The 21656-nt window shown below is 68.1% G+C and carries 19 protein-coding genes; 8 read left to right on the forward strand and 11 right to left on the reverse strand.

Going from position 1 to position 21656, the window contains the following annotated elements:
* The first annotated feature begins 86 nt into the window (after nt 1-86).
* Genes SMD14_RS16605 through SMD14_RS16615 form a run of 3 tightly spaced genes read left to right on the forward strand, consistent with a single transcriptional unit; the run spans nt 87 to nt 4527 of the window.
* The gene (locus SMD14_RS16605; protein ID WP_321214364.1) at nt 87-1262 is read left to right on the forward strand and encodes an acetylxylan esterase; all 1176 of its coding nucleotides are present in this window, start codon (nt 87-89) and stop codon (nt 1260-1262) included.
* Nucleotides 1259-3361, forward strand: a complete 2103-nt coding sequence (locus SMD14_RS16610) for a DUF6807 family protein (RefSeq protein ID WP_321214365.1) — start codon at nt 1259-1261, stop codon at nt 3359-3361. Before SMD14_RS16605 ends, SMD14_RS16610 begins: the two co-directional genes overlap by 4 nt.
* Nucleotides 3358-4527 carry a M24 family metallopeptidase gene (locus tag SMD14_RS16615; RefSeq protein ID WP_321214366.1) on the forward strand — a complete coding sequence of 390 codons (1170 nt, stop codon included), beginning with the start codon at nt 3358-3360 and terminating at the stop codon, nt 4525-4527. Before SMD14_RS16610 ends, SMD14_RS16615 begins: the two co-directional genes overlap by 4 nt.
* A 119-nt stretch (nt 4528-4646) precedes the next feature.
* Here the strand turns inward: SMD14_RS16615 and SMD14_RS16620 are convergent, their stop codons facing one another.
* From SMD14_RS16620 to SMD14_RS16640, 5 genes are read right to left on the reverse strand one after another with little or no spacing between them, the layout of a single operon-like run.
* Nucleotides 4647-6098 (reverse strand): aldehyde dehydrogenase (NADP(+)), encoded by a 1452-nt coding sequence (locus SMD14_RS16620; protein WP_321214367.1) that lies wholly within the window; start codon nt 6096-6098, stop codon nt 4647-4649.
* 20 nt (nt 6099-6118) lie between these two features.
* Nucleotides 6119-7228, reverse strand: coding sequence for a mandelate racemase/muconate lactonizing enzyme family protein (locus SMD14_RS16625; protein WP_321214368.1), 1110 nt, complete (start codon nt 7226-7228; stop codon nt 6119-6121).
* Nucleotides 7228-8133 carry a 5-dehydro-4-deoxyglucarate dehydratase gene (locus SMD14_RS16630; RefSeq protein WP_321214369.1) on the reverse strand — a complete coding sequence of 302 codons (906 nt, stop codon included), beginning with the start codon at nt 8131-8133 and terminating at the stop codon, nt 7228-7230. Before SMD14_RS16630 ends, SMD14_RS16625 begins: the two co-directional genes overlap by 1 nt.
* Complete coding sequence (locus tag SMD14_RS16635) at nt 8130-9095, reverse strand: NAD(P)-dependent oxidoreductase (RefSeq protein WP_321214370.1); 966 nt, start codon at nt 9093-9095, stop codon at nt 8130-8132. Before SMD14_RS16635 ends, SMD14_RS16630 begins: the two co-directional genes overlap by 4 nt.
* 27 nt (nt 9096-9122) lie before the next feature.
* Nucleotides 9123-10595 carry a Gfo/Idh/MocA family oxidoreductase gene (locus tag SMD14_RS16640; protein ID WP_321214371.1) on the reverse strand — a complete coding sequence of 491 codons (1473 nt, stop codon included), beginning with the start codon at nt 10593-10595 and terminating at the stop codon, nt 9123-9125.
* A 375-nt stretch (nt 10596-10970) separates the two neighbouring features.
* Between SMD14_RS16640 and SMD14_RS16645 the strand changes: the two genes are divergently transcribed.
* Entirely contained in the window at nt 10971-12005 is a 1035-nt protein-coding gene (locus SMD14_RS16645; RefSeq protein ID WP_157241174.1) for a LacI family DNA-binding transcriptional regulator, read from the forward strand.
* A gap of 7 nt (nt 12006-12012) precedes the next feature.
* Here SMD14_RS16645 and SMD14_RS16650 read toward each other — a convergent pair whose 3' ends face one another.
* Nucleotides 12013-12720 (reverse strand): FadR/GntR family transcriptional regulator, encoded by a 708-nt coding sequence (locus SMD14_RS16650; RefSeq protein WP_157241172.1) that lies wholly within the window; start codon nt 12718-12720, stop codon nt 12013-12015.
* A gap of 98 nt (nt 12721-12818) precedes the next feature.
* Here SMD14_RS16650 and SMD14_RS16655 point away from each other — a divergent pair, with 98 nt between their 5' ends.
* Nucleotides 12819-14180, forward strand: coding sequence for an alpha-hydroxy acid oxidase (locus tag SMD14_RS16655; RefSeq protein ID WP_321214372.1), 1362 nt, complete (start codon nt 12819-12821; stop codon nt 14178-14180).
* Nucleotides 14181-14259: 79 nt separating this feature from the next.
* Here the strand turns inward: SMD14_RS16655 and SMD14_RS16660 are convergent, their stop codons facing one another.
* Complete coding sequence (locus SMD14_RS16660; protein WP_321214373.1) at nt 14260-14853, reverse strand: metalloregulator ArsR/SmtB family transcription factor; 594 nt, start codon at nt 14851-14853, stop codon at nt 14260-14262.
* Nucleotides 14854-15006: 153 nt separating this feature from the next.
* Here SMD14_RS16660 and SMD14_RS16665 point away from each other — a divergent pair, with 153 nt between their 5' ends.
* The gene (locus tag SMD14_RS16665; RefSeq protein WP_321216294.1) at nt 15007-15510 is read left to right on the forward strand and encodes a hypothetical protein; all 504 of its coding nucleotides are present in this window, start codon (nt 15007-15009) and stop codon (nt 15508-15510) included.
* A 49-nt stretch (nt 15511-15559) separates the two neighbouring features.
* Here the strand turns inward: SMD14_RS16665 and SMD14_RS16670 are convergent, their stop codons facing one another.
* Nucleotides 15560-16771 (reverse strand): acetoin utilization protein AcuC, encoded by a 1212-nt coding sequence (locus SMD14_RS16670; RefSeq protein WP_157241166.1) that lies wholly within the window; start codon nt 16769-16771, stop codon nt 15560-15562.
* A gap of 103 nt (nt 16772-16874) precedes the next feature.
* Between SMD14_RS16670 and SMD14_RS16675 the strand changes: the two genes are divergently transcribed.
* Both SMD14_RS16675 and SMD14_RS16680 read left to right on the forward strand, forming a co-directional pair.
* Nucleotides 16875-18308 carry a TrkH family potassium uptake protein gene (locus tag SMD14_RS16675; RefSeq protein WP_157241164.1) on the forward strand — a complete coding sequence of 478 codons (1434 nt, stop codon included), beginning with the start codon at nt 16875-16877 and terminating at the stop codon, nt 18306-18308.
* Nucleotides 18309-18348: 40 nt separating this feature from the next.
* Nucleotides 18349-18987: a TrkA family potassium uptake protein gene (locus SMD14_RS16680; RefSeq protein ID WP_171059109.1), complete on the forward strand. Its 639-nt coding sequence runs from the start codon at nt 18349-18351 to the stop codon at nt 18985-18987.
* A gap of 72 nt (nt 18988-19059) precedes the next feature.
* On the opposite strand, the gene proC is transcribed toward SMD14_RS16680, so the two are convergent.
* From proC to SMD14_RS16695, 3 genes are all read right to left on the reverse strand, one after another.
* Nucleotides 19060-19893, reverse strand: coding sequence for a pyrroline-5-carboxylate reductase (proC, locus tag SMD14_RS16685; RefSeq protein WP_321214374.1), 834 nt, complete (start codon nt 19891-19893; stop codon nt 19060-19062).
* Nucleotides 19894-20199: 306 nt separating this feature from the next.
* Nucleotides 20200-21189, reverse strand: coding sequence for a Ppx/GppA phosphatase family protein (locus tag SMD14_RS16690; protein ID WP_157241159.1), 990 nt, complete (start codon nt 21187-21189; stop codon nt 20200-20202).
* Nucleotides 21190-21196: 7 nt separating this feature from the next.
* Entirely contained in the window at nt 21197-21616 is a 420-nt protein-coding gene (locus tag SMD14_RS16695) for an SseB family protein (protein ID WP_321214375.1), read from the reverse strand.
* Between the last annotated feature and the right edge of the window lie 40 nt (nt 21617-21656).

Below are 21656 nucleotides of genomic sequence, written 5' to 3' on the forward strand. Positions count from 1 at the left end.
GAAGCCAGCTCCAAACCGGCCTGACCCCCGGTTGGTCCCCGGTTGATCCACGCCATCAAAACCACATCGGAACAGGAGGCCAGCCAATGACAGGTAGCAGCCAGCGCGTCAGGCCCAGCGCCATCGCCGGCTACGAAGACTGGCCCGCCTATGTCCAGCAGCACCCCCGCTACCAGGCTGCCACCATTGCAGCCCAGGAACTTGCGGACGCCCTCGGCGTGCCCGGGGCGCTGCCGTCTCCTGACGTGACCGTCCAGTGGGAGGAGACATACGACGGCGTCACCACCTCCCAGCTCAGCTGGCAGCTTGGCTTCGGTCCCCGGAGTACGGGCTGGCTGATCCGCCCGGCCGGCGCTTCCGGGCCGCTGCCCGGCATCCTGGCACTGCACTGCCACGGCGGCAACAAGTTCGGCGGCGCGGACCGGCTGGTTGAACTCCCCAAGTCCCATCCCTCCGCGAAAAACGCCCGGGCCGGCCATTACGACGGCCGCGCCCTGGCCACGGACCTGGCCCGTGCCGGTTCCGCCGTCCTGGCCCACGACACGTTCGGCTGGGGCAGCCGCCGTTTTGACCTATCGGTTCCGGCTTGGCGGACGGCCGACGCACTGGAGGCGAGGCAGGCGCAGTGGCGGCAGGACGGCGTCGTACCTTCCGAGGCCGACGTGTACAACGCCGCCGCCGGATTCCACGAGGAAACCGTGGCCAAGACCGCCGGCCTGCTGGGCACCAGCCTCGCCGGGATGGTGGCCCACGACGACCTCGCTGCCCTGGAGATCCTCGCCTCGCTGCCGGACGTGGACCAGCAAAGGCTCGGCTGCATCGGCTTCTCCGGCGGCGGGGGCCGGTCCCTGGCCCTCGCCGCACTGAGCCCCCGCATCAAGAGCTACGTGGTGACGTGCATGATGACCACCTTCCAGTCGCTTCTGCCCGCCTACCTCGACGCCCATTCATGGCTGCTGCAGACGCCGGGGCTGTGGAAGCTGGGTGACTTGCCGGAACTCTCCGCCCGGGCCGCGGCCCGCCGCCTGCTGGTGCAGTACGCACTGGCGGACCAGCTCTTCCCTGAAGACGGCATGCGCGGCGCCCACCGCATACTGGAGTCCCTGCACAGCCCCGACAGCTACACCGGGAGCTTTTGGCCCGGGGTCCACGTCTTCACCGCAGGCATGCAACAGGAAGCGATCGATTTCCTGTCCGCCTCGCTCGGCGCCAAAGACCCCAAAACCCTTCCTCCCTTCAGCTACCAAGGACCCACCTCATGATTGATCAATCCGCCACAGCGCAGCGCGGCCGCCACGCCGCCGGAGGTGCCGCCCCCGGGGGCGTCCAGCGCATCGCCCTGGTGGGCGTCCACGGCTTCGGCGAACAACACCTCGCCAACCTCGCCAGGCTCGAACAGGCCGGCACCGTGGAACTCGTCGCCGTCGCGGACCCCAACCCGCCGGCCCCTGGACGGCTCGCTGAATCCGTAACTGTCTTCGACAGCCTGGCCCAACTGCTGGCAGCAGACCCCGGCGTCGACGTCGTCATTCTCGCCACCCCCATCCAGACCCATGCTCCCCTGGCCCTCGCAGCCCTGTCAGCGGGCACGGACGTCTATGTGGAAAAGCCGCCGGTGGCCTCGCTGGCCCAGTTCCGGGAAGTGCTGGCAGCAGCCGAAACCGCGGGACGCCTGGTCCAGGTGGGCTTCCAAAGCCTCGGCTCCCACGCGCTTCCCGCCATCCGGGCGCACGTCGCATCAGGCGGCATCGGTGACATCCTCGGCGTGAGCGCAAGGGGCGAATGGGTGCGCAGCAAGGCGTACTTCAAGCGCTCCCGCTGGGCCGGAAAGCGCAACCTGGACGGCACCGACGTGGTGGACGGGGTGGCAACCAACGCCCTGGCCCACGCCGTGGCCACGGCGCTCCACCTGGCCGGGGCGCACACCCTGGCGGACGTGGAATCGGTGGAGACGGACCTGTACCGGGCACACGATACCGAGAGCGACGACACCTCCGTCCTCCGCGTGCGCACCGCCGGCGGAACCACCGTCACCTGCGGGCTGACGCTGTGCGCGCCGGAGCAGCAGAACCCGTCCGTGACGGTGCACGGCACCCAGGGCGAAATCACCTTCTTCTACACCGAGGACCAGGTGGTCTTCAGCACCGCGGACGGCGAGCGCCGGGAGACGTTCGGCCGTACGGACCTGCTGGAGAACCTGTTGGCCGCGCGCTCCACGGGCACGCCGCTGCTGTGTTCGCTGGCGGACACCGGCGCCTTCACTACAGTGCTGGAAGCCATCCGGACGACCCCGGCGCCGCAGCCCATCCCGCCGGAACATGTCACCTGGGAGGGCGAAGGCGACGACGCCCACCCCGTGGTTCACGGCGTCGCAGCCGTCATCGAAAGGGCCCTCAAGGCCCAGGCCACCTTCGCCGAGCTGGGTGTTCGCTGGGCCCGGGACCTGCCGCCGGCCCGCACGCTCACTGTGGACCGCAAGCCCGTTGCCGGGTACCAGGACGGCAGCCGGATCCGGGCAGTGTCCTCGCCCCGCCCCTACCTGCATCCCGTCCGGACCCTGGCGGGCACGGTGGTGACGGACCACCAGCCGCTTGACCACGTGTGGCATCTCGGCGTCGGGGTGGCGCTGCAGGACGTGGACGGCATCAACTTCTGGGGCGGCCGTACCTATACCCGTGAAGCCGGCCAGTACGTCTGGCGCCCGGACCACGGCAGCATCACGGTCCGGGACACCCTCGTCGAAGAAACAGCTGCCCGGACGGGCGGACGGGACGGGAAGCTACAGGAACTCCTGGGCTGGAACGGTCCCGACGGCGCGCCGGTGCTCGTCGAGGAGCGCACCTGGACCTGGTCCGGCGTCAGCCCGTCCATCTGGCGAATGTCCCTGGACTTCGCCCTCTCCCCCGCGGGCGGCCAGCCCGTCAGCCTCGGCAGCCCCGGCTCCAACGGCCGCCTTGAAGGCGGCTACGGCGGGTTCTTCTGGCGGCTGCCCGCGTGTGAGGCCGCCACCGTATGGACGTCCGCCGGCTCCGGCGAGTCCGGGGTGCACGGTTCAGTGACGCCCTGGCTCGCCTGGGCCGGAAAGTTCGACGGCGGCGCGCCAGTCGGCGGGGCATCAGGCGCCGGGGCACCCGCCGGCAGCGCCACGCTCGTCTTCGTCGCCGCCGAGGGCTCCACCGACCCCTGGTTCGTCCGCGTGGACGGCTACCCGGGCGTCGGCCAATCCCTCGCCTGGGACACCCCGGTCATCGCCGAACCGGGCCGTCCGGTCCAGCGCAGCATCACCGTTTTCGTAGCCGACGGGATCCTGGGCACCACCGACATCGAAGCACTCATCAACCAGCAGGGGAACCGTTCATGAGCCAGACCACAGCCGACAAAACGCTGCATTCGGGCAGGACGGCCCCGGCCTCCGCGGCGGACCGCGCCATCAAACGCCGGCGCGTGCTGGACATCCTTGACGCCAAAGGGCGGGAATCCCTGCTCCTGACCACCAACACCGCGCTGACGTGGTACCTGGACGGCAGCCGGGTGCACATCAGCCTGGCCGGCGATCCGATCGCCGCCCTTCTCGTGGACCGCGAGGGCGACCACCTCGTCACCTTCAACAATGAGGCCGGCCGGATCGCCGCCGAGGAGCTGCCGGCCGGCGTCGCCCTGCACTCCGTGCCCTGGTACGGCAACCTGCACGAGGCCGCTGCCGCCGTCGGACGTACTGCCTCGGCTGGAACTGGCCCGGGTGGAACTGCCGCCCAAGGCGGCACAGCCGGGCGTGGCACAGCGCCGCTGGCCGAAGCCGACGTGGCGTCGGAGCTGCGCGCCGCACGCCAGCAGCTGCTCCCGGCCGAGAGCACCCGCTATGCCCGGCTCAGCGCCGAGGTTGCCGTGATCATGACGGACGTCCTCTCCACGGCCCGGCCGGAGACCACGGAGTTCGAGCTGGTGTCCGCCTTGGCCGGCCGGGTTGTCGCCGCCGGCGCGGAGCCCCTGGTCCTGCTGTGCAACGGCAGCAGCCGCAGCGGGTTCCGGCACCCGCTGGCCACGCACTCGCCCCTGGGCCGCCGCGCGATGGCCGTCGTCTGCGCCCGTCGGGACGGCCTGGTTGCCAACATCACCCGCTGGGTAAGGTTCGACGCCGGCACGGCGGAAGAGCGCGACGCCGAGGCACGCATCGCCGCAGTGGAAGCAGACATCTTCGACGCCACGGTCCCCGGAGCACGGCTGGACCGGATCTTCGCCGAGATCCAGGCCTCCTACGCCCGGCACGGCTTCGGCGCGGACCAATGGGAGCAGCACCACCAGGGCGGTCCCGCCGGCTACGCGGGCCGTGACCCCCGGGTTACGGCCGCCGCGACGGACACAGTGGTCCTGGACCAGGCCTTCACCTGGAACCCGTCCGGGCCCGGCGTCAAGATCGAGGACACGGTCCAGCTCACCGCAACGGGCCTGCGGGTCCTCACCGTCGACCCCCGCTGGCCCTCGACGGCGGTCAACGGACTGGAGCGGCCGGCCACCCTCCAGCTCTAGCCACAACGCTCGCTCAGTTCCTGCGGCAAAACCCGAAACGCTCTATCAGTTGAAGCTGTATTACCGGCAACAACTGATAGAGCGTTTCGGTTAAACCGACATTCAGTGAGAGAGCGTTGTCAGGGAAGTACGAGTTCCCCGTCGACCCGGCGCGGGATGCCCAGCGGGTTGCTTTCGTGCAGGGCCGGGTGCAGCACCGTTTCGGGCGCATCCTGGTAGGCAACCGGACGCTGGAAGCGGCGGACCGCCGTCGCGCCCACCGAGGTGAACAGCGAGGTGGTGGCCGGGTAGGGGCCGCCGTGCTGCTGTGCCCAGTTGACGGCCACACCGGTGGGCCAGCCGTCGAAGAGGACGCGGCCGGCCAGCTCGGACAACTGGCCCACAAGGCCGGACACGTCCTCGCCCGGCTGGGCGTGCACGGTGGCGGTGAGGCTGCCCGGCACCTTGGCCAGGACCGCGGACAGCTCCTCCTGGCCCGAGTACTCGATCAGCATGGTGGTGGGGCCGAAGCACTCTTCCAGCAGCTCCCCGGGGCGCTCCAGGACCTTTGCCGCCGAGGTGGAAAAGACCACGGGTGCGGCGCCGTCGGACACTGCGTCCTGGGCCACGGTGCCGCTGACCACCTTCACGCCCTCCACGGACGCGAAGCTGCGCAGGCCGTCCGGGTAGGCCTCCGCAATCCGGCTGGTGAGCATGCCCAGGGCAGGCTTGTCCTTGCTGGCCGCCGCCACTTTCGCGGCAAAGTCAGTTCCAGCCGGGATGAACACCAGGCCGGGCTTAGTGCAGAACTGTCCGGCGCCCAGGGTGAAGGATCCTGCGAGCCCGGCAGCGAGCTGGTCCGGGCGTTGCGCCAGGGCTGCCTCCGTGACCACTACCGGGTTGAGGCTGCCCAGTTCGCCGTAGAACGGGATGGGATCGGGGCGGGACGTGGCCAGGTCGAAGAGGGCGCGGCCGCCGGGGATGGACCCTGTGAAGCCCACGGCCTTGATGGCGGGGTCCTGGACCAGCGCTGTTCCCACTTCGCGGCCGCTCACCAGGGCGAACAGGCCGTCCGGAGCGCCCGCGCCGCGCAGCGCCTCTGCCACAATCTCCGCCGTCCGTTCCGACAGCCGGAGGTGGCCCGAGTGCGCCTTGACGATCACGGAGCAGCCCACGGCCAGGGCCGAGGCAGTGTCGCCGCCGGCAACCGAGAAGGCGAACGGGAAGTTGGAGGCGGAGAAGACCGCAACCGGTCCGATGGGCCGCAGGATGCGCCGCAGGTCCGGCTTGGGCGGGGTGGAGTCCGGATCCGCGTGGTCGATGATGGCCTCAAGGTAAGAGCCCTCGGTGATCACCCGGGCGAACAGGCGCAGCTGGCCGGTGGTGCGGGCCACTTCGCCGGTGAGGCGGGCGGCGCCCAGGCTGGTCTCGGAATCCGCGATCTCGACGAGCTCGGCGGCGTTGGCGTCCAAAGCATCGGCCACAGCGTTGAGCCAGGCCGCGCGCCGGGCATCCGAGGCAGCCGCGGAAGCTTTCGCTCCCTTCGTGGCCGCGGCCGTGAGCTCGGTAAGGGAAAGGGTTGCAGTAGTCACTGGGATCCTGTTCGTCGTGATTAGGTCTGCGGGTTGTCAGTGAACCGGAAGCCCAGCCCCGGCTGGTCCGTGAGCGTCACCCGGCTGTTGCTGAACCGGACCGGCGACGGGCCGGCCAGGATCCCCAACTGTTCGAAGGATGCCTCTTCGACGTCCTCCACCATGGTGGGCTCCGCCAGGGTCAGGGCCAGCTGCCCGGACAGTTCGGGCAGCAGGTGCGGCATGACCCTGATGCTGTTGGTCCGTGCCAGCTCAACGATCCGCCGGAACGGGGTAATGCCGCCCACCCGGACGATGTTGGGCTGGATGATGTCCACCGCTTCCGCCTCAATGAAATCGCGGAACCGGTAGACGGTGTGCAGGTTTTCGCCAAGGGCAATCGGCACCGGTGAATGCTTGCGGAGCCGCCGGTACGCCCAGAGATCGTCCGCGCGGATGGGTTCCTCGAGCCACTCCAGCCCGAATTCGGACAGGACGTCGAGGGCGCGGAAGGTGGCGGGCAGGTCCCACCGCTGGTTGGCGTCGATCATGAGCTTCCGGTCCGGCCCCAGCACGGAGCGGACCGCGGCAACACGTTCGGCGTCCTCGCGGAGGTCCGGTTTGCCCACCTTGATCTTCACTGCCTGGTGCCCGGCCGCGACCCAGCGTTCGGCCTGAGCCACCAGCTCGTCAAGTGTGTAGTGCAGGTTCACCCCGGAGCCGTAGACCTCGGCAGACTCCTGCCGCTGGCCGAGGTATCCGGTGACGGAGGTTCCGGCGCGGGAGGCCTGCAGGTCCCAGAGGGCAAGGTCCACCCCGGCCATCGCGATGGTGGTCAGTCCCCCGCCGCCGGCCTCATGCAGCCGTTTCCACAGCGCGTCCCACACCACCTCGGGGTTGGCCGGCAAGCCGGCGACGAAAGGCGCAATGTCATGGTCCAGCAGTGCCTTAACCGCCTGGGGGCCGATGGTGGGCGTCCAGGAGAAACCGTGCCCCGCGCCGCCGTCGTCCGTATGGATCTCCGTGACGATCACATGGTTTTCCGGTGCCTCCACGCCCCAGCTGCGGCGCAGCGGAACCGTGATGAGGCGGGTGGTGAGGCCCGTGATGCGCGGTGCGGTGCGCACCGCTTCGGCGGCCGGGGCGCCCATCAGCGGCCGGCCAACTCGTAGCCCCTGGCGAGGATGGCCTTCAGCTGGACCAACTGCTCCTCGGCGGGGTCGACCAGGGGCGGGCGCACGGGGCCCACCGGCAGGCCGCCCAGGCGCAGGCCTGCCTTGATCAGCGAAACGCCGAAGCCCGGAGTCTGGTCACGGAGCCGAACCAGCGGCGCGTAGAAGCCCTCCAGCAGGGCGTTCCGGCGGTCCTCGTCGCCCGCTTCGTAGGCGTCGTAGTAGGCCGTGGCGATTTCCGGCGCCATGGCGAACGCGGCGGACGAGTACAGCGGGATCCCCAGTCCGCGGTAGGCGCCCTGGGTCAGTTCGGCGGTCAGCAGCCCGTTGAAGAACGCAAAGTCCCGGCGTCCCGTGGCGCGGACCGCGGACACAATTTCCTGGGCCAGGCCAACGTCGCCGAGCCCGTCCTTGAAGCCGATGACCTTGGGGTTGGCGGCCAGCCTGGTCATGGATGCGGCCGTGAACCTGGCGTTGCCGCGGTGGTACACGATGACCGGCAGGCTGCTGGCGTTGGCCACGGCCTCGACATAGGCCACCAGACCGTCCGTGGGGCCGGTGACCAGGTACGGCGGCAGCACCAGGAGCGCGTCCGCGCCTGCTTCTTCGGCAGCGCGGGCGGCGGCGAGGGCATGGCCCAGGGGTCCGCCGGCTCCTGCTACTACCGGCACCTTTCCGGCAACAACCTCGACGGCTGCAGCCACTACGATGCGGACCTCGTCGATGCTGAGGGCGTGGAATTCGCCGGTGCCGCAGGCGGGGAAGACGCCGCCCGGCCCGAACGGAAGCCGCGAGCTGATGTGTTCTTTGAGCAGTTCCACGTCGACGGCACCAACGGCTGTGAACGGGGTGACGGGGAAGAACAGTACGCCGTCGAATTTCATGGTGTCTCCTTGGCTCCGCCGCCGGTGCTGACCAGCGCGGAGTTCTCGTCGTTGAGGGTGGAACGGGACTTGAGTTCTGTGCGCCAACTGCGCGCGGGGTGCCAGCCCAGGAGTTCCTGTGCTTTGGCGATGGAGAAGGCCGGGCTGCTGCCGGTGAGCCCTGCGCTGAGGACTTCGCTTCCGGGCAGGAATTTTGGCATCAGTTCGGCCAGGGGCGCGGTGGCGAGGGCGTCAGCGGCTCCGACGAAGAAGGTTTCCCCGTTGGGGATGAACGGCATCCTTTCCAGCAGCAGGTCGAGGAAGTCCGCCACGTCCCGGGCGTCCACGTAGTTGAACAGGGCGGGTGCGGAGAGGGCGGGGTCGGCCAGCCGTTCCACAAGGGTGTGGCCCTGCTGGGTGGGCGCGTCGTCCCACTCCTCCGGGGAGATCACGTAGCAGGGGCGGAACGCCGCGTAGCGGATCTTTTCGCCCTGGGCTGCCGCGAAGGCCTGGACGGTCTGCTCCGCGATGAGCTTGGAGAGCGCGTACGCGTTCCACGGCTTCGGCGGGGTCCGCTCATCCAGCGGGAACGACGGCGGCAGCCAGCCCGCAGGTGCGCCGTAGCCCAGCACGGTGGGGCTGCTGGCGGTGACGATCTTCGGCACGCCCACTTCCGTCGCGGCGCTGACCACGGCGAAGGCGAGGCGTGTGTTCGTAGCGAAGATGACGTCCTCGGGCGCGCTGAAAGGCACCGCGATCGCAGCGAGGTGGATGACGGCGTCGGGCGTGGTTTCCCGGAGGAGGCGCGGCGCCTCGCCCGGCGCCAGGAGGTCGGCGGTTTCCTGCACCACCCCGGCGGGAAGCTGGTCCGCCGGGACGGCGTCGCGGTCCACGGAGATGACCTGGTGGCCTTTGCCGGCCAGCCCCGCCACCACGCTGCGTCCCAGCCGGCCGGAGCCGCCGGTGACAAAGATCCTGCTCATGGTTGTTCCTTCAGGTTCTCGGGCCGGTCACTTGCCGCGGCGGAGGTCGATGCCGAGGTCCAGGTCCGCGATGCGTACGGGCAGGGAGGTCTCGAGGGAGCGGTTGCCGGCGATGCCCACGGACACCGACCTCAGCCCGTCCAGGTAACCGGAGGGGCGGCCCAACTGGTCCTCGCCCGGACCGTTGAAGAGGTCCGAGAGCAGGAGCTCGTCGCCGCCGCCGTGTCCGCCTTCGCCGTTGACGATCGGCACCTCGTAGGCGGCTTCCCAGTGGCGCTGGACCACCAGGCGTTCGCCGTTGCGGCGGATGGCGTCCTCTTCCTCCACCGGGGTGGCGCTGGGGTCCACCACAGTCTTCTTGTCCGTGCTGTGCAGCACGGCGGCGCGTTCCACGACTTCCAGCTCGGCGCGGCCCTCGGTGCCGTTGACTGCGACGCGATAGCCCTCCCAGGGGCTGTGGGCGTTCAGCGAGTAGCTCAGGCGGGGCCCGCCCTGGTACTCCACCACGAGTGCGAGGTTGTCCTCGATGGTGATGCCGCCGGTGAAGACGTCCTGGTCGCGGCGGTAGCCGTCGTAGTGCTCGTTGTCCAGGAACAGCGCCTTGAGCCGCTCGTCCTCCCGCAGGTCCAGCGCGAAGGGGTCCTTCGCGCTGGTGCTTGTTCCGGCGGCGGAAGCATCGGCGTCGGGCGTGCCGCGCTCCGGACGGGGGCCCAGGCCGCGCTCGGCGGCGTTCGTGTCACCGTAGAACTTCAGCCCGCCGGAGGCGAACACGCGCTCGGGGACGTCGTCGATCCACCAGTTCACCAGGTCGAAGTGGTGGGACGCCTTGTGGATGAGCAGGCCGCCGGAGTTCTTCTTTTCGCGGTGCCAGCGGCGGAAGTAGTCCGCGCCGTGGACGGTGTCCAGCACCCAGCTGAAGTCGACGGACGTGACCTTGCCGATCACGCCGCTCTGGATGATCCCCTTCAGTGCGGTGTTGCGCGGCGAATAGCGGTAGTTGAAGGTGACCACAACGTTGCGGCCGGTCTCGTGCACGGCCTGGGTGATGCGGCGGCAGCCCTCGGCGTCGATGGTGAGGGGTTTTTCGACGACGACGTCCGCCCCGGCGCGCAGGCCCTCCACGATGTAATCGGCGTGGGTGTAGTCCGGCGTGGTCACGATGACCCGGTCGATGTTGTTGGCCTGGATGAAGGCTGTGAGGTCCGCCGGATCAAAGGACGCAACGGGTCCCGGGGCGCCGAGTTCCTGGATGAGCTGCTGGTAGAACTCCACCCGGCCGGGGTTTACATCCGAGAACGCCACCAGTTCGGCGGTATCTGCGTGCTTGCCGAAGATCGCGCGGATGTACATCTCGGAGCGCCCGCCGGTCCCGATCAGGGCGATGCGGGTCTTTCCGCCCTGGCGGGCGGCAGCAGCTTGGGCGCCGGGAACGGCGTGAAGGCCGTCCGCGGACTCGGACCGGGCCTCTGAAGCAGAAGTCGACTCGGCTGTGTTGACCATGAGGGTCCCTTTCGAAGGCTTAAATCCGGCCCGCCGGGCCGTTGTTCGGGGTTGATCCGGTTCTATGCTGACGAGGCGTGAGAAAACGCTTTCCGGATTCGTTATATGAGTTCTATCAACCGGACCGCCCATCCGTCAACCATTGGCAGCGTTGTGAGAAAGCGTTTTCTACCCCGGCGCGGCGGCCGCACGGGAAAAGCCGGGAAAACCGTGCGGGAAAATTCGGGAAAAGAAGAGAAATCGCTTTCCCGTCCCGTTATATGCTTTCACGTACGACATGCTCTGACTAGTACGTCGACAAGGAGTTGGCCGGGTACCCCCGCCAGCGGACTGCGCCCGGGCCTGCCGGCTCCGGCGCTGAGGAAGGGGCCACTTATGGTCAGGAAATCGGCTTCCGGCCGGATCGGCATCGCGGATGTTGCCCTCAAGGCGGGCGTCTCGCACGCCACGGTTTCGCGCGTCATGAACGGCAACTTCACTGTTGACCCTGAGATCGCCGCCCGCGTGAAGGCAGCTGCGGCTGACCTGAAGTACCAGCCCAACCCGGTGGGACGAAGCCTGGCCCTCGGCAAGACCGACACCATCGGCATCGTGGTGCCGGACCTGGCCAACCCCACTTTCCAGGCCATCCTCCGCGGCCTCAGCCGGGCGGCCGCCCAGGACGGCTACCGCGTCCTCATCGCCGACTCCTTTGAAGTCTCCAGCGAGGAGTCCATCCTTGCGGGTGAGGCGCGGCGGCGCTGCGATGGCCTGGTCCTGTGCGCTCCGCGCATGAGCGACGCCGAGCTGGAAGAGCTGGCCCCGTCACTGCGCCCGCTGGTGCTGATCAACCGCACCACGGCAGCCGCCGATGTTCCCAGCCTGGTGGTGGACTACGGCCAGGGCGTGCAGGACATCGCCGAACATTTGGTTGAGCTCGGGCATACCCGCCTCGCCTTCCTGGCAGGGCCTCCCCGCAGCGCGTCCAACAACCTCCGGCTCCAGGGCCTGGAGGCGTTCAAGGCCGCCCATCCGCATGTTGAGGTCACCATGCTTGAAGGCGGCTCCGATTTCGACACCGGCCATGGGTCAGTAGACGCGGTGCTGGAGAGCGGTGCCACCGGGATCCTGGCCTTCAACGACCTCGTGGCCATGGGCCTGATGAGCGGGCTGCACGAGCGCGGCCTTGACGTTCCCGGCGACATCTCCGTCACCGGGTTTGATGACATCCCCTTCGCCAAATACACGACGCCGACGCTCACCACGGCAGCGGTGCCCATCACCGAGCTGGGGGCGGAGGCATGGCACCAGCTGCGGGCCCTCATCCGGAATGAAGCGAGCCAGACTCCCGGCAGCCGCTACCAGCCGAGGCTCGAAGTGCGGGCCAGCACGGGCCCGGCCAAGGCCGCCCGCACCGCGGTGCACGGCTGACATCCGCTCACGGGGCTGGCCGGGCCTCCGCCGGATCCAGTCCTGCTTCCTTGTAGTAGCCCTGGATGTGGGCGGCAACGAGCCTTGCCGCCCGTTCGCCGTCGTCATTCCTGATGGCGGCGAGGATGCCGCCGTGCTCCGACTTCAGCCGCGATGCCGTGTCCTCCCAGTCGGGGAGGCTGGAGGTGATCTGCGCGGCATAGCTCTGGATGGATTCGCGCAACGATCCCATCATGGCGCTCACGACGGCATTGCCGGCGGCGTCGGCCAGGGCAAGGTGGAACCGGACGTCCAGCGCCAGGAACTCGTCGACGGCAAGCCCTTCCGCGGCCATCTGGTCCAGCAAGGCGGCGGCTGTCTCCAGCTCCGGCGCGTCCGGCCTGGCTTTCGACGCGGCCCAGGACTCGAGGAGCACCCGGGTTTCCACGATGTCCGCCACCGGAAGGTGCTGGGTTGCAACGTGCAGCCGCAGGGCAGAGCCGAGGGCCGCCGTGGGATCCGAAATGACCACCGTGCCGGCCTCCGGACCCGAGCCGACCCCGGCCCGGACCACGCCCATCGCCTCAAGGATCCTGATGGCCTCGCGCACGGACGTTCGCGAGACCTTCAGCTGTTCCGCAAGCGTGCGCTCGGCCGGAAGGCGGCCGCCCACGGTCAGCCTGCCCTCCGAAAGCTCATTTTCGATCCACGACAAAACAAGCTGGTGCGTCCGCATAGGGCAATGGTACTTGATGTGGTTGGACCACATGGCCTACAGTGTGGTTAGACCACAGGAGGTCCCGGATGCGGACCTGCCGGCCAATGGAGGACGCCATGACCCACACCATCCAGCCCAACAATCCGGAAGCAACTCCCGCACCGGACGCGACGGATATTCCGGCCACAACGCCGCCCGCCCCGTCCACTACCCAGGCACCGGCCGCTCCCCCGGCCGCCGCTGCCGTGCCGGCGGCGCTGAAGCGCCGCATCCCGAAGTACTCGGACCTGGCTCCGCTGATGCAGTTCAAGAAGCCGGAGTTCAGCAAGGAAGCCCGGCTCAAGCGGGCCAGCACGGTCTGGGAGCTGCGGGACATCGCAAAGCGCCGCACCCCGCAGGCGCCTTTTGACTACACGGACGGCGCCGCCGAAGCGGAAATCACCCTTCGGCGTGCACGCCAGGCCTTCCTGGACATCGAATTCCGGCCCGGCATCCTGCGGAACGTCTCCGCGATCGACCTCAGTACCGACATCCTGGGCAAGCCGTCCCGCCTTCCGGTGGGGATCGCGCCCACCGGCTTCACGCGGATGATGCAGTCCGAGGGCGAGTACGCCGGTTCCCAGGCAGCCGAGGCCGCCGGCATCCCCTACACGCTGTCCACCATGGGCACCGCGTCCATCGAGGATGTTGCCGCCGCCGCACCGAACGGCCGCAACTGGTTCCAGCTGTACCTGTGGACGGACCGCGACCGCTCGCTGGAACTGATCGAGCGCGCCGCCAAGGCGGGTAACGACACGCTGATGGTCACCGTGGACACCGCCGTCGCCGGCGCCCGCCTCCGCGATGTCCGCAACGGCATGACCATCCCGCCGGCGCTGACCATCAAGACTGTCCTTGATGCGTCCTACCGGCCCGCCTGGTGGTTCAACTTCCTCACGCATGAGCCGCTGACCTTCGCTTCCCTGTCCCGCTACACCGGCACCGTGGCGGACCTGATCAACTCCATGTTCGACCCCACCCTGACGTTCGAGGACCTGGACTGGCTGCGCGAAACCTGGAAGGGCAACCTGGTGGTCAAGGGCATCCAGACCGTGGAGGATGCCCGCCGGGTTGTTGACCATGGAGCGGACGGCGTCATCCTGTCCAACCACGGCGGCCGCCAGCTGGACCGGGCCCCCATCCCGTTCCATTTGCTCCCCGAGGTCAAGGAAGCCTTCACCAAGGACAACACGGATGCGGCGATCATGCTGGACACCGGCATCATGAGCGGCGCGGACATCGTGGCAGCCCTCGCCCTGGGCGCCGACTTCACGCTGATCGGCCGCGCTTACCTGTACGGCCTGATGGCCGGCGGCCGGGCGGGCGTTGACCGCACCCTGCAGATCCTCGAGAAGGACATGGCCCGCACCATGGCGCTGCTGGGCGCCAGCAAGATCTCCGAGCTGACCCCGGACCACGTGCGCCTGCTCAACAACTAAGCCCCGCCCGACTGGCTCGCAGTTAACGCACCGAAATCCGGATTTGAATGCGTCAACTGCGAGTCAGTTGGATTAAGAGCTACTTCTTCCGGCCGAACTTCGGCAGGTTGGGGAGGTTGGCCAGGAGATCCGCGGCCTTGGTGGCGGCGCGCCCCACGGTCCTGCCGATCTGCTGGGGCACGCTGTCATCACTCAGTGGCGCGGTGGTTCCGCCGGGAATCACGACGGCGGGACTCAGGTCCGCACCGTCCCTCGCCAAGACTCCGGCGGACACAGCCTCGGCCGCTACTGCGCCGGCGGTCGCGGCCTCCTTGTGTGCGGCAGCCGCCTTCCTGGCTTGCGCGGGCGCAGGTTCGGCCCGCTTGGCGTCAGTGGCCGCGCCGGCTGCCGCAGCCGGCGCCGGTGCCGCCGAACCGACGTCGAGCGTTTCCAGCCAGCTGGCAATCCCCTCCAGCGGCTTACGGTTCAGTGCGTAGTAGCGCTTCTGCCCCTGGGCCCTCATGCTCACCAGCTGGGCTTCGCGGAGGACTTTGAGGTGCTTGGAAATGGTGGGCTGGCTTGCCGCCAGTTCCTCCACCAGTTCGCCCACGGCCTTGTCTCCGGAACGGAGGGAGACGAGGATGTCCCGCCGGGTCGATTCCGCTATGACGGCAAATACGTCGTCTGTCACCATGCCTCCCACCCTAGCGACATATACGCCCAAAGGCATCAACTATTTCGGCCGGTACCCGTCACCATTGCCCCGGTTTCCCGGCAGTGCTAGAACGGTGTCACTGCTGCCCGGATTCCCGCGCGGCGGCCACCACGGTTTGAGGGGTGGGTGGTGATGGAGTTCCTTCGCCAGCAACTGTTCAATATCATCGCGTTCGTGTTCCTGGGCCTTTTCGTGGCGGTCTGGGGCGCGGTGCTGCTGCGCGTCGGATTCTGGGTGCCGGACGGACGCACGGTGGCGCCGCCGCTCAACGGGGCCCTGGTCACGGCGGCCGGAGTCCTCGCCACGTCGTTGAGTTCGCTGACCGCATCGGCGCTCGGTTTCACCATCGCCGAGGTCCGCCGTGAGGAGTCCGGGCAGGACACCCGCCGGCCATCAGGTCCGGGGGCGCCGGGAAGCTCAACGGCGATCAACCCGTCCGACGTCACCGCCAGGCTGTCCGGGCGGATCATTGCAGCGATCCTGGTCTACCTCGCCGTGGGCCTGGCTGTCCTGTTGCTCTGGCTGGCCAAAGGGACGGCATCAACGGACCTGATCGGCGCTTTCGCTTTGTCCCTGCTGGGCTGGCTCATCGGCGCTGCCGGGGTGGTGTTCCAGACGGAAAAGCCGAGCAGCTGACCAGGCAATCAGCGCAAGGAAGTTGAACCGGCACCGGTCGAACCGGCGGTCAGTCGAACCAGGGGTCCAGCCCGTGGAGCGGGAAGACTGCCTTCCTCGTGGCCATGACAGTCCTGTCCACGGCATCGTTGGGGTCGAAGCCCACTTCCCAGGACCGCCACCACAGTTCCACGTCGTCGCCCATCAGGAGGGGGGCGTCCCTGCCGAATTTTGCCAGGACATAGGCGCGCCAGTCCTCCGGGACGGGAGTGCGCAGCGGCACGGGCCGCCCTGACGCGATGGCAATCAGGTGGCTCCAGGACCGCGGGACCACGTCCGTAACGTTGTACCCGCCGCCCCCGGTGGCGATCCAGCGGTTGTCGCAGTGCCGGGCGGCGAGACTGCCGACGGCGGAGGCGGCCTCCCGCTGCCCGTCAACGCTGAGGTTGAGGTGTGTCAGCGGGTCCGTGCGGTGGGAGTCGCACCCGTGCTGGCTGACGATCACCTCCGGCTGGAAAGCGGCCACCAGCTGCGGCACCACCGCGTGGAAGGCGCGAAGCCAGCCGGCATCCCCCGTCCCTGACGGCAGGGCGACATTCACCGCCGTCCCCTCGGCCTGCGGACCGCCGATCTCATTGGCGAATCCGGTTCCGGGGAAGAGCGTAAGGCCGCTCTCGTGCAGCGAAATGGTGAGCACACGGGGATCATTCCAGAAGATGCTCTCCGTCCCGTCCCCGTGGTGGGCGTCGACGTCGATATATGCCACCTTGCTGATGCCGCCGTCGAGCAGCTTCTGCACGGCGAGTGCAGCGTCGTTATAGATGCAGAACCCGCTGGCCCGTTCGCGGGCGGCATGGTGCATGCCGCCGCCGAAGTTAACCGCGTGCAGCGCGGAGCCGTCCAGGATCCGGGAAGCGGACAGCAGCGAACCGCCGGCCAGCCGGGCTGCCGCCTCATGCATGCCGGCGAAGGCGGGATCGTCTTCCGTGCCCAGCCCGCGGGCCTCATCGGGCTCCGCTGGGTTGGCGCTGACCCTGCGGACCGCCGCAACAAAGTCTGCGGAATGCACCGACTCCAGCGCGGCGTCGTCCGCCACTTCGGGCGCTTCCACCACGACGTGGTCCAGGCCGAACAAACCCAGGCTGCCGGCCAGGCGGGCTGTCAGGTCCATCCGCTCCGGCGCCATCGGATGGCCCGGACCGAAATTGTAGGCAGTCATGTCAGAACTCCACGCCACCACCGTTGGGGGCGCGGGCTGGCTGAGACCCGGGAGGTATGTCATCAATCACAGGCTACCTGAGCGGGCGGCCCCTCCTGCCCGGCCATAACGCCGCATTAGTGGTTTACTACTGAGGGAAGCAGTTTCTACCGAGGAAAAGCCACACATGACGCAAAGCCAGTCGAGGCCCCGGAACCCGGCCAGCTGGCATCCCGCAGCGCAGGAGCGGGAAGGCCTCTGGATCCTTACGCGGCTGCGCGACTTCATTGACGACATCGCAAACACCTCCCCGGCCCGGCTTGCCCTCACGGTGTTCGCCGCCGTCTGCCTGGTCTTCACACTCATCCTCTCGCTGCCGGTCTCGTCCGCCGCCGGCACCCCCACCCCGGTCCACCAGGCGCTGTTCACGGCCGTTTCGGCCGTGTGCGTCACCGGCCTGACCGTGGTGTCGACGGCGGTCCACTGGTCCTTCTTCGGGCAGCTGGTGATCCTGGTGGGCGTCTTCATTGGAGGCCTGGGCACGCTGACCCTGGCCTCCTTGCTTGCCCTGATGGTCAGCAAGCGGCTGGGCGTGCGGGGGAAAATCATCGCGGCGGAATCCATGAACAACGCAGGCCGCCTGGGCGAGGTGGGCACCCTGCTGCGGATCGTCATCACAACATCAGTGGTGATCGAAGGAATGCTGGCGCTTGCCCTTGTCCCGCGGTTCCTGACCCTGGGAGAGCCGTTCTGGCAGTCCGTGTGGCACGGGATCTTCTACTCCATCTCGTCCTTCAACAATGCCGGTTTTACCCCGCATTCGGATGGGATCGTGCCTTACGAAACGGACCTTTGGATCCTGGTCCCGCTGATGCTCGGCGTCTTCCTGGGAAGCCTCGGGTTTCCCGTGGTGATGGTCCTCCAGCAGAACGGGCTGAACTGGAAGAAGTGGAACCTCCACACCAAGCTCACCATCCAGGTGTCCTTCATCCTCCTGTTTGCCGGCACTTTCCTGTGGGCTTTGATGGAGTGGGACAACCTGCGGACCATCGGGACCATGGATTTCGATGACAAGGTGACGCATGCCCTGTTCGCCTCCGTGATGATGCGGTCCGGCGGCTTCAACCTGGTGGACCAGAACCAGATGGAGTCCACCACCATGCTCTTGACCGACGCGCTCATGTTCGCCGGCGGCGGCTCGGCATCCACGGCCGGCGGCATCAAGGTCACCACCATCGCCGTGATGTTCCTGGCGATCGTGGCGGAGGCCAGGGGCGACACCGACGTGCAGGTCTACGGCAGGACCATCCCGCAGGGCACCATGCGCGTTGCCATCTCCGTGATCGTCGCGGGCGCCACCCTGGTGTCCGTGTCCGCCTTCCTCCTGCTGCACATCAGCGGGGCGTCCCTGGACCGGGTGCTGTTCGAGACCATTTCGGCTTTCGCCACCGTGGGTCTCAGCACCAACCTCAGCGCAGAGGTGCCGCCGGCGGGCGTTTACGTCCTTGCCGCCCTGATGTTCGCCGGCCGCGTCGGCACCGTGACCCTGGCGGCCGCCCTGGCCCTCCGCCAGCGCAGCCAGTTGTACCACTATCCCGAAGAGAGGCCGATCATTGGCTAGTTCCCCAGACGCCCCCCGGCGCCCCGCCCACAACGCTCCAGTGCTGGTGATCGGGCTGGGCCGCTTCGGTTCATCCACGGCAGAACAGCTGGTCAAGCAGGGCCGGGAAGTCCTGGCTATTGAACGGGACCGGTCCCTGGTGCAGAAGTGGGCACCGCTGCTGACCCACGTGGTGGAGGCCGACGCCACCAACATCGATGCGCTCCGCCAGCTCGGCGCGCAGGAGTTCAGTTCCGCCGTCGTGGGCGTGGGCACGTCCATCGAGTCCTCCGTGCTGATCACGGTCAACCTGGTGGACCTTGGCATCGAGCACCTGTGGGTGAAGGCGATTACGCCGTCCCACGGCAAGATCCTCACCCGGATCGGCGCCAACCATGTGATTTATCCGGAGGCCGACGCCGGCGTCCGCGCAGCCCACCTGGTGTCCGGCCGGATGCTGGACTTCATCGAGTTCGACGACGACTTCGCGATCGTGAAAATGTACCCGCCGCGCGAAACGGTGGGGTTCACCCTGGACGAGTCAAAGGTCCGTTCCAAGTACGGCGTGACGATCGTGGGCGTGAAGTCGCCCGGCGAGGACTTCACCTATGCCCGCCCGGAGACCAAGGTGTCCTCCCGGGACATGCTGATCGTGTCCGGCCACGTGGACCTGCTGGAACGGTTCGCTGCCCGGCCGTAATTGCACGGGTGCCTGGGCCCACGCCCGCCGGGTTCCCTGGCCGAGCTTGCGAGGTTAGGGAGCGGGTGGGGACTAGCCGAGCTGCCTGGTGATTTCGGCTGCCCGCTCCGTAGCCGCGCGGGCACCGGCCACAATGATGGCGGGAAGGCCCCGCTCGTCAAAAGTGGCGATGGCCCGTTCAGTGGTGCCGTTCGGGCTGGTCACTGCCTTGCGCAGCGCTGTTGGATCCGCCCCGGGCTCGGCCAGCATGAAGCCGGCCCCGGCCACGGTTTCCCTGGCAAGGAGAACGGACAGTTCCGGATCCAGGCCCAGTTCCCGGCCGGCTGCCGCCATTGCTTCCGCCAGGTAGAACGCGTAGGCGGGTCCGGAGCCGCTGATGGCCGAGACCGCGTCCACCTGCTCCTCGGGGACCTCCACCACTGTTCCCGCACCCCGCAGGACGTCCTTGACCTTTTGAAGCTGCTCCGGGGTGCAGTGGGTCCCCGGCGACACCGACACCACGCCGCGGCCCAGCTTCGCCGGTGTATTGGGCATGGCGCGGATTACCGGCTGCCCCGCCGGCAGTGCGGCCTCGAGCTGGGCGATGGACACCGCGGCAGCCACACTGACCACCACGGCGGTTGGTGAGAGGGAGCGGCTGATCTCCCGCGCAAGGTCAAGGATGCCAACAGGCTTGACGCCAAGGATGACAACGCCGGAGCCCTTGGTTGCCTGTTTGTTGTTGTCCGGCTCCTCCTCACCGGCAATCGCGGTCACGCCGTGGTGCCGCTCGGCCAGTTCCGCGGCACGCCCGGCACGCCGGACCGTTGCGACGACGTCCGCGGGATCCGTCCCCGCTTCCAGCAGGCCACTCAGAATTGCTTCGTTCATGGATCCACAGCCCAGGAAGGCGATTCGGTTGCTCATGGCTCCATCATTACAGTTAGGCCCGGCCGGCGCCGAAAATGATGACCACGGGGTGGACAACCCGGTAACCAGGGAACCGGCTGAAATGCACTCACAGGTGGCTCACATGTAAGGCGCAGGTACCTCACAACTTGGGGTCCTAACGTAGTTATTACCTCATTGAGGGTGCGAGTGATGCGGCAGGGATGGGGATCCCTGCCAGGGCACCGGCGGTCGGCAACAGGTTTTCCCCCATTTTCCTGTTGTGGACGCCGGTGCTTCCGCTTTTAATCGGCTCGTGTGCCGCGGGCACCGTCCGGCAGGGCCCTAGGCCGGGGCTTCGACAGCCTGCGGCGCCGCCACGTGGGGCGCAGGCTCCAGCGGCCCCGAAAACACCAGCTGGTCCAGCCGGCGCAGGATCAGGCCTTCACGCAGGGCCCAGGGGCAGATCCGGAGCTTCTTGAACCTGAAGAGCTCCAGCGCGGCCTCGGCAACGAGTGCTCCGGCCAGCAGCTGATGGGCACGTGCCTCGGAAACCCCCGGCAGGTGCAGCCGGTCCTCGGCCTTCATCGCCGAGATGCGCTGCGCCCACACTCCAAGGTCCGTTGCACGGAGCTCCCGCTTGACGTACGGGCCGGCCGCGCTCGGGGCCGCGCCGGCGATCCGTGCAAGGGAGCGGAAGGTCTTGGACGTTCCCGCCACGACGTTGGCACGGCCCAGCCCGTCGAATTCCCGCACCGCGGGCTTGAGGGTGGCCTGGATGTACCGCCGCAGTTCCTTGACGCTCTTGGCTGACGGCGGATCCTCGGATAGCCAGTCCCTGGTGAGCCGGCTGGCACCCAGCGGCACGGAGGTGGCAACCTCCGGAAGTTCGTCCTGGCCGAAAGCCATCTCAAAGGAGCCGCCGCCGATGTCCAGGTTGAGGATGGGCCCGGCGCCCCAGCCGTGCCAGCGCCTGACGGCAAAAAAGGTCATCGACGCTTCTTCGCTGCCGGTGAGCTCCTGCAGCGTCACAGTGGTTTCGTGTTTTACGCGCGCCAGGACCTCAGGGCCGTTGGTGGCCTCGCGGATGGCCGACGTACAGAACGCCAGGAGGTCCTCGGCCTTGTGCCTGGCGGCAAACTCCCAGGCTTCCAGCACGAATTCGGTGAGCTCGTGCTGGCCGGCGTCGTTGATGCTGCCGTCCGGTTCCAGGTACTGGACCAGGGACAGCGGCCGCTTATGCGAGGCGAAAGGTACCGGGCGCGCGCCGGGGTGGGCGTCCACAAGGAGGAGATGGACAGTATTGGACCCGATATCGAGGACGCCTAGCCGCATGGTGACATTATTGCTCGTCAGCCCGCTTGAAGTCGCGCTTGATGTTGGCCACGCCCTCAGGGTTGATCTCGAACCCGTAGGCGGCGCCCGGGTTGATAACCATGCCCAGCTCCTCGCCGATGTTAGCGATGATGGCTGCGCCCTGGGTGCCCAGCACGTTCGGCGCAGCGTCAAGGTACTGCTGGTCCACGCGGCTGGGGTGCGAGAAGACGGCAAGCACGGGATCGCCGTCGGCATTGCCCAGGACCAGCGGCTCCACCTGGGAGTCCTCGCCCTCGATGCCGTCCGAACTGATGATGTAGACCTCGCTGTTCAGGAAGGACAGGATGACGTCCACCGGGTTGGCGTCGGGCTGCCCGCCCTTGGCGAGCTTTTCCTCGAGGTCGTTCAGGGGCTGGAGATCCGTGTGCGCAGGCTGTTCAGTCATCCCTCTACCCGATCACGATCCCGTGCGGCATGCAAACGCC

Source organism: Pseudarthrobacter oxydans (assembly GCF_034258515.1).
Lineage (GTDB): Bacteria > Actinomycetota > Actinomycetes > Actinomycetales > Micrococcaceae > Arthrobacter.